Annotated in this window: 12 protein-coding genes; 3 read left to right on the plus strand and 9 right to left on the minus strand. The window is 61.6% G+C overall.

What is annotated here, in order from left to right; translation table 11 throughout:
* Window positions 1-69: 69 nt before the first annotated feature.
* From V9T28_RS08580 to V9T28_RS08590, 3 genes are all read left to right on the plus strand, one after another.
* Entirely contained in the window at window positions 70-1,251 is a 1,182-nt protein-coding gene (locus V9T28_RS08580; protein ID WP_116398578.1) for an amino acid ABC transporter permease, read from the plus strand.
* A 10-nt stretch (window positions 1,252-1,261) separates the two neighbouring features.
* A complete protein-coding gene (locus tag V9T28_RS08585) occupies window positions 1,262-2,407 on the plus strand; it encodes an amino acid ABC transporter permease (protein WP_116398579.1) in 1,146 nt (381 codons plus the stop codon).
* A 135-nt stretch (window positions 2,408-2,542) separates the two neighbouring features.
* Window positions 2,543-3,307: an amino acid ABC transporter ATP-binding protein gene (locus tag V9T28_RS08590; protein WP_116398580.1), complete on the plus strand. Its 765-nt coding sequence runs from the start codon at window positions 2,543-2,545 to the stop codon at window positions 3,305-3,307.
* A 98-nt stretch (window positions 3,308-3,405) separates the two neighbouring features.
* On the opposite strand, the gene V9T28_RS08595 is transcribed toward V9T28_RS08590, so the two are convergent.
* From V9T28_RS08595 to V9T28_RS08635, 9 genes are all read right to left on the minus strand, one after another.
* Entirely contained in the window at window positions 3,406-4,290 is an 885-nt protein-coding gene (locus V9T28_RS08595) for a GDP-mannose 4,6-dehydratase (RefSeq protein ID WP_116398581.1), read from the minus strand.
* A 39-nt stretch (window positions 4,291-4,329) separates the two neighbouring features.
* The gene (gmd, locus tag V9T28_RS08600; RefSeq protein ID WP_116398582.1) at window positions 4,330-5,364 is read right to left on the minus strand and encodes a GDP-mannose 4,6-dehydratase; all 1,035 of its coding nucleotides are present in this window, start codon (window positions 5,362-5,364) and stop codon (window positions 4,330-4,332) included.
* An 18-nt stretch (window positions 5,365-5,382) separates the two neighbouring features.
* Window positions 5,383-6,885 (minus strand): phosphomannomutase, encoded by a 1,503-nt coding sequence (locus tag V9T28_RS08605; protein ID WP_116398583.1) that lies wholly within the window; start codon window positions 6,883-6,885, stop codon window positions 5,383-5,385.
* 49 nt (window positions 6,886-6,934) lie between these two features.
* Complete coding sequence (locus tag V9T28_RS08610; protein ID WP_245423828.1) at window positions 6,935-8,350, minus strand: mannose-1-phosphate guanylyltransferase/mannose-6-phosphate isomerase; 1,416 nt, start codon at window positions 8,348-8,350, stop codon at window positions 6,935-6,937.
* A 259-nt stretch (window positions 8,351-8,609) separates the two neighbouring features.
* Entirely contained in the window at window positions 8,610-10,190 is a 1,581-nt protein-coding gene (locus V9T28_RS08615) for an N-acyl-D-amino-acid deacylase family protein (RefSeq protein WP_116399768.1), read from the minus strand.
* Window positions 10,191-10,201: 11 nt separating this feature from the next.
* A complete protein-coding gene (locus V9T28_RS08620; RefSeq protein WP_116398585.1) occupies window positions 10,202-10,948 on the minus strand; it encodes a copper homeostasis protein CutC in 747 nt (248 codons plus the stop codon).
* A complete protein-coding gene (locus V9T28_RS08625; protein ID WP_116398586.1) occupies window positions 10,945-12,390 on the minus strand; it encodes a M81 family metallopeptidase in 1,446 nt (481 codons plus the stop codon). Before V9T28_RS08625 ends, V9T28_RS08620 begins: the two co-directional genes overlap by 4 nt.
* Window positions 12,381-14,324 (minus strand): beta-N-acetylhexosaminidase, encoded by a 1,944-nt coding sequence (locus tag V9T28_RS08630; protein WP_245423830.1) that lies wholly within the window; start codon window positions 14,322-14,324, stop codon window positions 12,381-12,383. The genes V9T28_RS08625 and V9T28_RS08630 overlap by 10 nt, the downstream gene beginning before the upstream one ends.
* Window positions 14,317-15,402 carry an ABC transporter ATP-binding protein gene (locus V9T28_RS08635; RefSeq protein ID WP_116398588.1) on the minus strand — a complete coding sequence of 362 codons (1,086 nt, stop codon included), beginning with the start codon at window positions 15,400-15,402 and terminating at the stop codon, window positions 14,317-14,319. The genes V9T28_RS08630 and V9T28_RS08635 overlap by 8 nt, the downstream gene beginning before the upstream one ends.
* Window positions 15,403-15,461 lie beyond the last annotated feature (59 nt).

The raw sequence follows: 15,461 nt of genomic DNA on the forward strand, positions 1-15,461 counted from the left end.
GCAGCGCGGCAAGGGGAGGCCGCGCTGCATCCTTGACGCAAGGGCGTAGAGATCAGTCGAGGGGAGCTGATGTCACAACACATTTCCGACGAGCGCCCGCGCGTCTCGCCGCTCAACAATCCGAGGGTGCGTTCTTACGCCTTTCAGGCGGCGGTCATTCTCGCTCTCGGATTTGTTGGTTATGAGATCGTCGAAAATACCCGCCAGCACATGGCGGAGCACAACATGGTCGGCGGGTTCGATTTCCTGAGCCGCCGTGCCGGGTTCAAGATCAGTCAGGCGCTGATTGCCTATTCGGAAGATTCCTCCTACGGCCGCGCCTATGTGACGGGCTTGCTCAACACCTTGCTGGTGGCGGGACTGGGGATTCCGTTAGCGACTATGCTTGGCTTCATGGTGGGCATCGCCCGGCTGTCGAAGAATTACGTCGTGTCGCAACTGGCGACGATCTATGTCGAAGCGATCCGCAACACGCCCCTGCTGCTGCAATTGTTTTTCTGGTATTTCGCGATCATCAACTTCCTGCCCAATCCGCGCCAGTCGCATGCGATCCTGGGGGCGTTCTTCACCCAGCGCGGCCTGTTCCTGCCCGCACCCGTTTATGGCGATGGCGCGAATTTCGTCGGCGCGGCGCTGCTCATCGCGATCGGCGCGACCGTCGCCTTTCGCCTCTGGGCCGGCAAGCGGCAGCGCGAGACGGGTGCGCAATATCCCAAGAATGTGGTGACGCTCGCGCTTCTCGTCGTTCTGCCCGGCTTGGCCTATTTTGCCGCCGGTCAGCCGATCTCGCTCGATTATCCGCAACTCAAGGGCTTCAATCTTGCCGGCGGCATGACGATTTTACCGGAGCTTCTCGCGCTTCTGGCCGGCCTCGTGATTTATACGGGCTCCTATATCGCCGAGATCGTGCGCGCCGGCATTCTCGCCATTCCCAAAGGCCAAACCGAGGCGTCCTTTGCGCTTGGCCTGCGCCCGCAGACGGCGATGAAACTGGTGATCATCCCGCAAGCGCTGCGCGTCATCATTCCGCCGCTGATCAGCCAGTTCTTGAATCTCACCAAGAATTCGACGCTCGCCGTCGCGATCGGCTATCCGGATTTGACCAGCGTTTGGGCCGGCACGGCGCTCAATCAGACGGGCCAAGCGCTGGAGACGATTCTGATGACCATGCTGACCTATCTCGCCGTGTCGCTGCTGACCTCGATGGTGATGAACTGGTACAACAGCCGCAAGCGGCTGGTCGAGCGATGAGGGGCGCGCGATGACGGACGCTCAGCACACGATTGGTTTTGTCATGGCGCAACCGGCCGAGCCGGCGCCGCCGCCGTTTCGCACGAGCGGTCCGATCGGCTGGATGCGCGAAAACTTGTTTTCGAGTATCGGCTCGACGCTTCTGACGATCGTCGGCTGCGTCTTCGTCTTCTGGGCGCTCAAGGCGCTGATCGGCTTTCTCTTGCTCGACGCGAGCTTTACCGGCGACGATAAAACCTGCCGCGCCGCGATCGAGGGCGCGTGCTGGCCGTTCATCACCGCGAGCCTGCGCTATTTCACCTATGCGAGATATCCGTTCGAGGAGCAATGGCGCGTCGATCTGTGGCTGGTGCTGGGGGCCGTGCTGATTGTGTGGCTGCTGTGGCCCAAGGCGCCGCGCAAGGGCATGGCCGCGATCCTGTTTTTCATTCTGTTTCCGCTCGCGACAAAGCTGCTGCTCTCGGGTTCGCTGCTAGGCTTTACTTTCGGCCTGAATGAAATCGACACGAGCTTCTGGGGCGGTATTTTCGTCACCTTCCTGATGGCGGTCGCCGGCATCGTGTTCTCCTTGCCGTTTGGCATCCTCTTGGCGTTGGGACGGCGGTCGCAAATGCCGATCGTGAAACTGTTTTCGGTGATCTTCATCGAATTCTTCCGCGGCGTGCCGTTCATCACCGTCTTGTTCATGGCCAACCGGATGCTGCCCATTTTCGTGCCCGACAGCTTGACGCCGGATACGTTGGTGCGGCCGATGATCGCGTTCTGTATCTTCTCGTCCGCTTACATGGCCGAGATCGTGCGCGGCGGGCTTCAGGCCATTCCCAAGGGACAGTTCGAAGGCGCGATGGCGCTTGGCATCGGCTATTGGCGGATGATGTATCTCATCGTTCTGCCGCAGGCCCTCACCATCGTCATCCCAGGCATCGTCGGCACGTTCATCGGCATGTTCAAGGATACGACGCTTATTCAAACCGTCGGCATCAGCGACTTTTTCTTTGCGCTGCAAACCCGTCAAAAAGATCCCACTTGGTCGAGCCCGAATATTACGACGACCGGCTATGTCTTTGCGGCGATCTTCTATTTCATCTTCTGCTTCGGCATGTCACGCTATGCGCGTTATACGGAACGCAAATTGAGCCTGAGCCGGAAGCATTGAATAATGCCGAAGGTCGCGAAGAGCGACCTTCGGACCGCTCTTCATTTTTCGCTCTCGCCGTGAAAAGGCGAAAAATGAAGAAAGGAGCCAACAGTCACTCTTAATGACCGTTGGTATAATAAAAAGGGGACAATTATGGTCGATCTCAAACCCGGTCAGTTGAAAAACGAAGTCGCGATTCAAATGCAGGCCGTGAACAAATGGTACGGCGATTTCCACGTGCTCAAGGACGTCAATCTCGAAGTGCGGCGCGGCGAGCGCATTGTGATCTGCGGACCGTCGGGATCCGGCAAGTCAACAGCCATCCGCTGCATCAACCGGCTGGAAGAATTTCAGAAAGGCCGGATCGTCGTCGATGGAATCGAGATGACGGAAGACTTGAAGAAGATCGACGAAATCCGCCGCGACGTCGGCATGGTGTTCCAGCACTTCAATCTCTTCCCGCATCTCACCATCCTGCAGAACTGCACGCTGGCGCCGATCTGGGTGAAGAAGATGCCGCAGAAGGATGCGGAGGAGATCGCGATGCATTATCTCAATCGCGTGAAAATCCCGCAGCAGGCCCTTAAATACCCCGGCCAATTGTCGGGCGGCCAACAGCAGCGTGTCGCCATCGCGCGCGCGCTCTGCATGAGCCCCAAGATCATGCTGTTCGACGAGCCGACCTCGGCGCTCGATCCGGAAATGGTGAAGGAAGTGCTCGACACAATGGTCAATCTCGCCCAGGAGGGCATGACCATGCTCGTCGTGACCCATGAAATGGGCTTCGCGCGCCAGGTGGCCGACCGCGTGATCTTCATGGACGCCGGCCAGATCGTCGAGATGAACGAGCCGAACGCGTTCTTCTCCAATCCGCAGCATGAACGGACGAAGCTGTTCTTGAGCCAGATTTTGCATTGAGGATGGAATGGACCGCGGCTTGTAGCTCGCAAGCGCCGGTACGGCGCTATCGCGCCGTCTGCGAGCTGGAAGCTCGCGGTCCAATCCACGCCATTTCGCTATGGCGCGTTCAACATCCACTGCAAGGTTTGCTCCAACCCAATCTTCGGCAGGTCCGGAAGCTGGGCGTTGAGCCGCGCCGCATCGCCGATCAGGACGCGCAACTCATTGGCGCGCACGAATGCGGGATCGATCTCGATCTTGATTTTATGCCCGGACAGCTTTTCGCACAGGGCGAGAACGTCCTGGAGCGCGTGGCCTTGGCCCGAGCAGAGATTGAAGAGGGAGTTGGCGGGCGCGTTCTGCAACAGGCCCTTATAGGCCGCAGCGACGAAGCGCACATCGTTGAACTCGCGCACGACATCGATATTGCCGAGCTTGATCAGCGGCCGTTTTTCTTTGAAATGCGCGACGATTTTCGGGATGAGGAAATTCGGCTCCTGGCCGACGCCGGTGTAGTTGAACGGCCGCGTGATCACGAGCGGCAGCCGGTTGGCCCAGGTCCGCGCCATATGTTCCATCGCCAATTTGCTGACGGCATAATGGTTGATCGGCGCCGGCGGCGTATCTTCGGAAATGCGGGCGACGTCGGGGTTGCCATAGATATTGGCGCTGGACGAGAGCAGGACCTTCTCGACCGGCGCGCCTTCTGCTTGCAGGGCCTCCAGCAAGTTCAGCGTGCCGAACAGATTGACGCGGTAGAATGCCTCCATATCGGCATGGCCGACGAAGGCGATGGCGGCGAGATGAATGACATAATGGGGCCGAACGGCCGCCATGATCGCGCGCAGCGATGCGGGATCGAGAAGGTCGCCCGCAAAATCGCCGGGCGCCGCGTTCCCCTTGACGAGCCCGACGACCTTCAGCCCGTCCGCTTCCAGCGCCGCCCGGACGTAGCGTCCGGTGAAACCTTGGCTGCCGGTGAGCAAGACGGTTTTTTGCATCGTGCGTTGGTCCTCACAGGCAGCTTAAGGGAAGCAGAATCAGAACGAAAAGCCCGTCGCGTTGCGGCGCAGATCGGCTTCCACCATCATTTTGCACAATTGTTCCAGGGACGTCTTCGGCTCCCAGCCGAGCTTGTCCTTCGCATGCTGCGGATCGCCGATCAGCAGATCGACCTCGGCCGGGCGGTAGAACTTTTCATTGATGCGCATGACGGTCTTGCCGGTCGCCGTGTCGACCGCAACCTCGTTGACATCCTTGCCTTTGAATTCGACCTGAATGCCGGCGCCCTGGAACGCCATCGTCACGAAGTCGCGCACCGTTTCGGTGCGGTTGGTGGCAAGAACGAATGTGTCGGCTTCATCCACCTGCAGCATGCGGTACATGCCGTCGACATATTCGCGCGCAAAGCCCCAATCGCGCTTCGCGTCGAGATTACCAAGTTCCAGGCAATCGAGTTTGCCGAGTTTGATCTTGGCGACGCTGTCGGTGATTTTGCGGGTGACGAATTCACGCCCGCGCAAGGGCGACTCGTGATTGAACAGAATGCCGCTGGTCCCGAAGATGCCGTAGGATTCGCGGTAGTTGATGGTGAGCCAGTGGGCATAGAGCTTGGCGACGCCGTAGGGGCTACGCGGGTAGAAGGGGGTGCTTTCCCGCTGCGGCACGGCCTGAACCTTGCCGAACATTTCCGAAGTCGAGGCTTGATAGAAGCGGATTTTCGGATTGATGATGCGGATGGCTTCGAGCAAATGCGCCGCGCCAAGCCCGGTGATATGCGCCGTGGCGAGCGGCTGTTCGAACGACACGCCCACGAAGCTTTGCGCGGCGAGATTGTAGATTTCGTCGGGCTGGATGCGGTTCACAAGGTGGATGCTGGCGGCCTGGTCGGTCAGATCATATTCGACGAGATGCAAGTTCGGATGGTTCTGAACGCCGAGTTCTTCCATGCGCCAGAAATTGACCGAACTGGTCCGGCGATAGGTGCCATAGACCGCATAGCCCTTCGACAGAAGGAGCTCGGTGAGGTAGGCGCCGTCTTGCCCCGTCACGCCGGTAATGATCGCTTTTTTCATTTTATCCTCGATCTAGCCTTAAGATGCCCGCCACGTGCTTAAGACGGCCATGCAAGCCTCATTGATGGACTGCGCCCGCGCGGCGCTCGCAGCTTCCGAATAGCAGCGCAATTCGGGCGCGTTGCCGGAGGGGCGCAAATGCAGAATTTCCTCATTGGCGAAGGTCATGCGCAGGCCGTCGGTTTGATCGACGTGGCTGACATCGCCGCAAATCGCGCCGAACGCTTTGGTCTGTAGCAACTTCTGCTGCGCAGGGTCGCTCGGGCTCAGTTCGTGCAATTTCTTGACACTGAGCGCGGTCGGGAATTCCTTCAACCGGTCGCTCGCCGTGAAGCGGTGCGGCAATTGCGCGCTCAACGCCGAGACCGAAATGCCGGATGCGCGCGCCATGGCGAGAGCGGCGATCATCACGATCGTCGCGTCGCGCGTCGGCAGCGCGAGGAGCGTCTTGCCTTTGTGGTTGACATTGCTCGCCAGGAGAAAACCGCCGTTGGCCTCATAGCCGGCGACGACGGCTTGATCCTCGGCGAGGAGGTCCTTCATGCCCTGGATGACGTAAGGCGACCCGATTCGGGTGCGCAAAACGTGGGCAAACCAGAGCGATTTTTCGAGCGCCGTGTTGCTGCTGACGGGCGTGACAACATCGGTGCAGCCCAAAAACCGCGCGCACAGAATACCGAGAATGTCGCCGCGCAGCCATTGACCGGTTTCGTCGGCGACCAGCGGCCGGTCGGCATCGCCGTCGGCCGAGACGATGGCGTCGAACTTGGAGTCACTCGCCCATTTTTTGGCCAAGGCAGTGTCCTCGGGCCGCACGGCTTCGGTGTCGACCGGAATGAAAGTGTCGGAGCGGCCAAGCGGAACGACCTCGGCGCCAAGCGCCGTGAGGATCCGCGCGAAGAGATCGCGGCCGACCGAGGAGTGCTGGTAGAGACCGACACGCAAGCCCCTCAAAGCGCCGGCGAACACATCGACATAGCGCGCCACATAGTCATTCTGCGCATCGTCGGAAACGGCGGGCAGGTGAAAGGGCTCGGTCAGATTGCCGGCAGTATCGAACGCGCTCGGCATGGATACTTTCTGCCGCAGAATGCCTTCCTCGTCCGGCTTGAGGATCTCGCCGGCCGGCGTGTTGAATTTGATGCCGTTGCGGTCATCCGGAATATGGCTGCCGGTGATCATCACCGACGGCATGGCATGGACGAAGCCATAGAGCGCGACCGCCGGCGACGGCGTGAGGCCCGCGTTGATGATCGGCGCACCCATGTCTGCGCAGGCACGGCCGCAAGCGGCCATGATCCGCGGCGTGCTCGGCCGCAAATCGCCGCCGATCACCAAAGCTTCGCCGGGGCGCCATTGCTGCGTGTCGGCCAGATATTGCAAGAACGCCTTGGTGTAGGCGTAGCAAACGGCATCGGTCATATCCTTGACCAAGCCGCGCGCACCGCTCGTGCCGAAGGCAACGCCGGAAATGGTTTTCAGATCGTTCAGATGAATATCCGTCGCCCCGTCTGCCGTCATGATGTGTTTGATCGACCTCTTGCTTGCCTGATCCGGTTTCGGCCGAAGATCAGACCCGTCCGTAAATATCGTTCAGGCGGACGATGTCGTCCTCGCCGAGATAATCGCCGATCTGCACCTCGATCAGCACCAATTCGTCGCGGCCGACATTGGTGAGCCGGTGCTTTTCGCCGAGCGGGATGTAGCGGTACTGGCCGGGCAGCGTCTTGTGCTCCACATCGCCGACCTGGACGATGGCGGTGCCCTGCACGACGACCCAATGTTCCGCGCGGTGATGGTGATATTGCAAGCTGAGCGACTGTCCCGGCTCGACCGTGATGCGCTTCACCTTATAGCCGGGCTCTTCTTTCAGCGCCGCATAGGTGCCCCAAGGTCTGTCGACGATGGCGGGAAGCTGGGTCGATTCGTGTTTGCGATGCTTCAGCGCATCAACGACGCTTTTCACCTTTTGCGCCGCGTGCTTATGCGCGACCAGCAGGGCATCGGGCGTGTCGACGATCACAAGATCCTGCACACCCACGGTCGCGACGATCTTGGGCGTATGAGATTCGACCTGGACATGCGTGTGGTGGGTGTCGACCGAGACGACGTCGTCGATGAACGTATTACCGTTGGCATCGGCGGTATGGGCTTTGGCCACAGCGGGCCAGGCGCCGACATCGCTCCAGGCGAATTTGGCCGGGACGAGCGTCACGTTGTCGGCGCGCTCCATCACGGCGTAATCGATCGAGATATCCGGCTGCATGCCAAAATCGTGATGGTCGAATTTGGTGATGCCGTCGGCGGTCGTCGAACTCGCCATCGCCTTCTTTGCTGCTTCCAGCACCTCCGGCGAATGGATCTCGAAAGCTTTCAGGATCGCGCCGGCGCTGAAGCAGAACATGCCGCTGTTCCAATAATAGCGGCCGGTGGCGAGATATTCCTGCGCCGTGGCGAGATCGGGCTTTTCCACGAAACGCAAGGCTTTTTGCGTGGTCCGGGCCGGCTTCTCGACCTCGATGTAGCCGAAACCGATTTCCGGTACCGTCGGGGAAATCCCGAAGGTCACCAATTGGCCCTGCTGCGCATGGCGGGTCGCTTCGAGCACGTTGGCGACGAAGGATTCGGTGTCCGGAATGAGATGGTCCGCCGGCAGGATGAGCATGATGGCGTCGGGGCCATGGCTCTTCAGGCAGGCAAGCGCCGCCAAGGCGACAGCCGGCGCCGTATTGCGCCCCTTCGGCTCGAGCAAGTAAGTCGCCCGCGGCTCATCGGGCAGATGCCGCATCAGGTGCTTGGTGAGCCACAAATAGTCTTGATTGGTCACGATCAGCACGTCATCCGTGCCGCAGGCCAAGCCCCGCTCGATGGCTTGGGAAAGCAGGGCGTTGTCGCCCAGGGTCATGAAGGGCTTGGGCAGGTGGTGCCGCGATGTCGGCCACAAACGCGTACCGGCGCCACCCGATAAAATCACTGGGATCAGCATCAATATCTCACATTATGCGGGACGAAGGGTCTCTTATCGTCGCGCTGTCTTATAAAGAGCCAGGGCATTTGGCAACCATTCAACGCGTAACGGCCGGGGTTTAAAGAGGCGTTAAGCGGCACGGCGGAACGGGAGATGCCCTCTCCCCCGTGGGATGGCGCGCGGTGCCAGAGCATCTGAGAAGATCTGTTTATCTTTTTGATTTTAATTCTTAAAATTTGATCTTGTTGGGTATTTTTGTGTTCCCTGACCCCGTGCTTCAGAGGACTCTGCCGGGCCGCCGGCCGCTGAGTTTCCCCTCCCGCAGAACAGCCTCGCCATTGACGAAGACGTCGCGGACGCCGGTCGCGAGCTGGCTGGGTGTGTCGAATGTGGCTCTATCATCGATCGCATCCGAGAAGACCACGAGATCGGCCACGGCGCCCGGGCGGATGACGCCGCGATCATAGAGTCCGAATCTTTGCGCCGCGATCGACGTCATCCGCCGCACGCTGTCCTCGATGCCGAACCATTTCTCCTGCCGCCGCAACCGTCCGGCCATGCGCGGGAAGGTGCCGAAGGCGCGCGGATGCACTTTGCTGCCGGGGCGCGGCAGGCCGTCCGATCCGGTCATATGCAAGCCATGGGAGCAGGCGCAGCGGACGTCATCTTCCGACAATTGGAACATAATGATTCCGGTCCGGCCTTCGTCCTCCTCCACGCAACGCACCAGGAGGTCGAACGGCGAGGTTCCGAGTTGCGCCGCCGCCGCATCCATGCGCAGCCCTTCGAGGGCCTTGAGTTCCGGGATGCCGATCGCAGAAATCTGCACATTGCCCCAGCCGATCAGCGCGACTTTGGAAGGATTGCCCGGGTCGCCGTTTTCGGTCCGCAGTTGCAGCGTCTCGCGTTGGGAGGGATCGCGCAGGCGCTGGAGCAGGGCCGGGATGCCGCCCTCGAGCGCATCGGGAGGCAGAAGCTGCAGCATGTAGCTGCTGCCGGCCATATAGGGATACATGTCGAAACTGACGTCGACACCGTCGAGGCGCGCGGATTCCAGCCGTCCGATGGCGCGCGGCATCGTGCCCCAGCTCGGCCTGCCGGCCGCTTGCAGATGCGACAGCAGGCCAGCCGCGCCCGATTGCTGCAGGACGTCGAGAAATTCGTGGATCGCCAGCAACAAGCCGCCTTCATAGGAACGGATGTGCGCGGCGACCAATTTGCCGTGTTCGGCCGCGGTCTTGCCGAGCGCGATGAGTTCCCGCGCATCGGCAAAGGCGCTGGGCGGATAGACCAGGCCGAAGGATATGCCGACCGATCCTTGCTGCAGCTGCGTGGCAAGCAGCGCCTGCATGCGCGCGATTTCCGCATCGGTCGCGTCGCGCTTCTCGTAACCCATCACCGCGAGGCGCAGCGCCGCGTGGCCCGTTAACGACACAAGATTCGGCGCGATGCCTGCCGTGTGGAGAGCTGTGCGGTAGCTCGCCAGATCGCGAAAGATTTCGCTCGCGTCGGTCTCGCCCAAGAGGCCGGCAAAATGATCGCGCAGCAATTCGTGGCTCGCGTCGACGGTCGGATAGAGCGAGAAGCTGCAATTGCCGACCACGATGGTGGTAACACCCTGCGCGATCTTTTCCGGCCGGTCCGGCTCGCGCAGGAAGATGAGATCGTCATGACAATGCGCATCGATGAAGCCGGGCGCCAGCCATTGTTCCGCGACATCTATGACTTCGCCCGAACGCGGCAGGCGCGGCCCCATCTCGACGATGCGACCGTCGCGGACGCGCACGTCACCGCGGAACCACGGCGCACCGGTGCCATCGATGATCCTGGCGTTGGAGAGAAGAAAGTCGTCCGCCATCATGGGTCCGATCAAGATCTGGCGGCGACGATGGCCGCGTGGATGAGGTTGCGGTCCGAAACGGTGCGCATATATTCGCGCGCCTTGTCGACCCCGCCCATGCCCACATGCGGATTGTGCCAGTTCATGCCGCTGGCAATATCCGTCAGAGCGGCAAAATGCATTTCCGGCGCCTGTGTCGCATCGCGAACGCGGCCAATGTTCGAAGCGTCGAGCGCGCCGCATACCATGACCTTGATGCGCCCTTTTGCGAGTGCCACCGTGCGGGCGAGATTGTCGAGACCCTCCAGCGCCGTGTCGCGCTGGCCGCTGGTCAGCACCCGTTTCACGCCGCACCGGATGAGCGCCTCCAGCGCCTCGCCAAGATCGCGCGTCATGTCGAAGGCGCGGTGGCAGGTGACGTCCATGGGGCCGGCGGCCTCGACGAGCGCGCGCATGCGCGGCTCGTCGATCCGCGCATCCGGGGTCAAAATCCCGAAGACCACGCCGCGAACGCCAAGTTCGCGCAAGGTTTCGATGTCGGATTGCATGGTGGCGAATTCGGCATCGGAATAGAGAAAATCGCCGCCGCGCGGGCGGATGATCGGATAGAACGGGATCGTCGCGCGGGCGAGGGCGGTCTTGATCGTGCCCATGCTCGGCGTCAGGCCGCCTTCGAGCAGGCTCGCGCACAATTCGACCCGGTCGGCGCCTGCGGCCTGCGCCGTCAGGAGGCCGTCGATGCCTTCGACACAAATCTCGATCAATGGGGCTATCATGCGTTCTCTTTAAGTCGTGCCGACAGGGAGACCTGCGGCGTAAAAATTATGTCACGGTCGAAGGGATAAAGTGGACGGCGCAGCCGCTTGGCCGGCAGCCGCTCGATATCTTGATCGACGACGCCGGGTGAGAGCGCCATCAGATTGAGCGCCGCGAGGCGCGCGAGGTCCGGCGACAAATATCCCGATTTGACGACGATAAGCTGTTCCTTTTCCGGCGCGATGCCGAGCGCCGCGAAGTCGGCGAGATAGTGGAACGGCCGCCGTCTTGCCGTTAGAACGATGCGCAAACCGCCGCTGCGGACGACGGCTTGGCGATCGGCGGGGGCCGCCGTGTCGCTCAAATATTCTACCGTGCAGGTCAGCGTGACCGGCGTCGAATTTTCGGCGCTCAGCGTCGCGCCCACGGGCAATGTGAGGGCCGCGCCGACCCCGGCCGCAAAGCACGCTTGCGTGGCAATCGGATCGGCGATGCCTGCAACGACGGCGCTTGGAGTGCGCGTGCGCAAAAGCTCACGCAGCACGTCGGCGCGATCCCCGACGCCGCCGCCCGTGGGGTTGTCGCCGCTGTCGGCCAGCACCACCGGATAGCGCGTTGCGGTCGCCGCGGCGGCCACGCATTCGGCGATCGTTCCGGTCTGCGCGCCGAAGACGAAGGCGTCGCGCGCCGCGAAATAGGCGTCCGCGAGGTCATGCGTCGCCTGTGTCACCGCGCCGCGATGCGTGCCCGTGACGATGGTGCTGGCGGTCGCCCGCGGCTCGTCGGCCCAGACATAGCCGACCATGATGTTCGCATCCCAGATGCCGTCCCGCGCATCATAAAATGGCAATTTGGCGTAGAGCGATCTTGCCGGTTCGTCCTCGGTCGATGTGCGTTCGCCCGGCAGCAGCACCGGCACCGGGCAATAGCCGATAAAAGGCCGCTCGCCACTTTTGAGAGCCCCCACCAGCATGGCGAGCGCGCGGGTTTGCGTCTCCGCGACATCGATATGCGGCGCGGTGCGATAGGCCGCGAATATGTCGATTGCGTCGATCACGCGCGGGCTGACGTTGCCGTGCAGGTCGTAGCTGACGGCGATCGGGATCTCGCGGCCGACCTGCGCGCGCACCGCCTCGATCCAATCGCCTTCCGCATCTTCGAGGCCCTGCACATGCATCGCGCCGTGCATGGCGAGATAGACGCCGTCCACCGGCCCCGCTGCGCCTAAGCGCTCGAGCAATTCGGCCTTCAGTGCGAGATAGGTATCGTGCGCCACCGGTCCGCCCGGCAGCGCGCGGGCGTGCAACAGCGGCGCGAAATTCACGTCGAACGCGCCAAGCATCGCGAATTGCTCGCCGGTCAGAAGCGCGTCGCCGCGCAGCACGTGAAAATCATGGATGCGCGTCAGCACCGGATTGTAGGTGCTGCTTTCCGTGTGAATGCCGCCGACCGCTATGCGCATAAGTCACCATAGAGGCTCGGCATGAACCGGCTGCTTGCGGCGAAATGTTTCCAGGATTTCGCCGATGGCGGCGTCCAGCCCGTTTCCGCGATTGCGGAGAGACGCGGGAAGACCAGGCGCTGAAACACGCGTCGGTCGCTCATCGGTTCGGACCAGATACAGGCCTGCACGCCGATCATGCGCGCGCGGTGTTCCGGCGCAAAACCGTGGTATGGATCGAAACGGTAGGTGTTCTCGAGGCTCGACGTGCCCGCCCAGGACGCGCCCGGCTCCCACCAATCCGGCGAGAGCGCCATGTCGAGATAATAGGCCTGGCCCGGCGACATCACGACGTCATAGCCTTGTGCGGCAAGTTCTGCGCCAACGGCGGTCGAACGCCAGGCGACGAGATAGGATTTCTCCGGCGTCACGCCGCCGCCATGCGCGCCTTCCTCCCACGCGCCGGTCGTGCGGCCGGCGGCTTGGATCTGCCGGTGCAGGTGGCGCAGGAAATCGGCTTGCAGCGGCTGCGCGATCGTCTCCCCGGCGTTGGGCAAATGCTGGCGCGCGAGCGGCGACGCGTGCCAGGCGTCTTCCGGCACTTCGTCGGCGCCGACATGGATCCAGGGGCCCGGAAAAATCTCCATCAATTCGGCGAAAATCGTCTCGACGAATTGCAGCGTCTTCGGCACGCCCGCATTGAGGCAATTGTTCGGGAAACCTTGGATCGATTGATATTCCGCATTCTCGCCCGGATCGCGCAGGAAGGGCAGGGCCATGATCGCGGCGTAGGAATGTCCTGGCACATCCACTTCCGGCACGACAACGATGTTGTAGTTTTCCGCCAGGGCCACGAGGGCACGCAGATCCGCCTTGGCATAGAAGCCGCCATAGCTCGCCGCTCCCGAGCCGAGCAGCGGCGGCAATGCAAGGCCGGCGCCACGAAACGCGCCGACGCGGGCAAGGTCGGGATAGGCCTCGACCTCGTAGCGCCACGCTTCGTCTTCGGTCAGATGCAGATGGAAGCGGTTGAGTTTGTTCCAGGCGAGAATGGCCGTGAACCTGCGCAATTCGTCCATCGTGTAATATTGACGCGCCACATCGAGATGGGCACCGCGCCACGTGTGATGCGGGGTGTCGTGAATGTAGCCTTCGGTAGGAAACCGGCAGTGCTCCGGCGCCTGCCGCGCGGCGCGCAGGATCTGCCCGAGCGTGACGAGGCCGTAGAGATAGCCGGATTCCGATGACGCGGACAACGTCACCTGATCGCCAAAGGCGATCGTATAGGATTCCTGCGCTCCGTCGCGATGCGCGAAGTTGATGTCGATCCCGTCGCCGATCAGGCTTTCATCGGGAAACAATTGTGTCACGAGCGTTTCGAAATGCGTTGCCGCCTTGAGCGCGACCGGCGATTTTGCGCGCAGGGAGAGGCTCGACGCGGCATTGCGGGCGCCGTTCACGTGCACCGTGCCCGGCCGCGGGACGACCGCGATCCCGTCGCTCAGATCGCTCAGGTCGCCGATCGCCTCGATGTCGAGTTTCGGTGTGTCGTCGGTTGCGCCGGTCGAGCGGCAGATGCCGACATCGACCGAGACGTGCTTGCCTGCAGCATTGGTCACATAGGCGCTTCGCGCCGCATCGGTCCAATGCCGGAGCGGATAGCTCGTGCCGCGTATGGTGAATGTCCAGCTCGTATTTGGCTCAAGCACGAAGCCCTGCGGTGGCATCACTTCGGTGAAATTCGATACACGGCGCAGAAGCACGGCATTTTCGATGGCCGATTTTGGATCGATCCGTCCCGGTCCGCTCCAGGCGAGCGAAAAATTGGCGAGCGGTTCCGTGCCACGATTGTGCAGAGTGAACCGGTAAATGCACGGTTGGTCGCCCGCGGCCACAGTCCATTCGAGCTCAAGCGCGAAGGGTGCCTGAGCCGTCATTCCAATCGTTTCAACCATGCCGCAATCCTTGCGCGTCAAACAGAAGGCAATCGGCCGGATCGAAACTCGCGATGATCTCCTGGTCGATGGCGAAGTCCGCGTCGCCGGCGAAGAGGCCCGTGAACCAGTCCTCATCGTCATTCGAGCCAGCATGATGGACCACCGTATGCAGCCCGAGCCGCTCGACGACGGCGGGCTTGATCGTGATCGTCTTGTGCCCCGGTCCGATCGCCAATTGTTCGGGCCGGATGCCGACTGTGACTTTTTGGCCTTGGAGCTGCGCGGGCACGGTGATCGGCAAATCGATGTCGCCGGCAAGCTCGACATTGACCGATGTCGCGCCGGGGTTCGCGCGCGTGCAGGTTCCTTCGAGGAAATTCATCTTGGGCGAGCCGATGAAGCCGGCGACGAAACGGTTCACTGGGCGTTGATAGAGATCGATCGGTCCGCCGATCTGCTCCACTTTGCCGGCGTTCAGCACCACGATCTTATCGGCCATGGTCATCGCCTCGATCTGATCGTGCGTGACATAGATCATGGTGGAGCCGAGTTGGCCGTGCAGCTTCATCAATTCGAACCGCATGTCGGTGCGCAGCGCCGCATCGAGGTTCGAGAGCGGTTCGTCGAACAGGAAAATCTGCGGCTCGCGGACGATCGCGCGGCCGATGGCGACGCGCTGGCGCTGGCCGCCCGACAATTGGCCGGGCTTATGTTGCAGGCGCTGGTTCAGATGGAGAATACCGGCGGCATACTCGACCTTCTTGCGGATTTCGGCATCGGGCCGGCCTTCGACACGCAGAGGAAAGGCGATATTCTCGAAGACATTCATATGCGGGTAGAGCGCATAGGATTGAAACACCATCGCGATGCCGCGTTGCACCGGCGGCAGGTGATTGACCGCCTTGCCATCGATGACGATCTCGCCGGAGGTCACTTCCTCGAGTCCGGCGATCGAGCGGAGCAGCGTCGATTTTCCGCAGCCCGAGGGCCCTACGAACACCACGAACTCGCCATTCTCGATGGCAAGGTTAATGTCCTGTAAAACATCGACGTCGCCGAAGCGCTTGGTCAGATGATTGAGTTGCAATCGCCCCATCGTATCTCGTTCCCCTGAACGCTTGAGATGCGGGGCGGCGCGTGGCCGCCCCGTCTTTT

This window comes from Methylovirgula sp. 4M-Z18 (assembly GCF_037890675.1).
GTDB lineage: Bacteria > Pseudomonadota > Alphaproteobacteria > Rhizobiales > Beijerinckiaceae > 4M-Z18.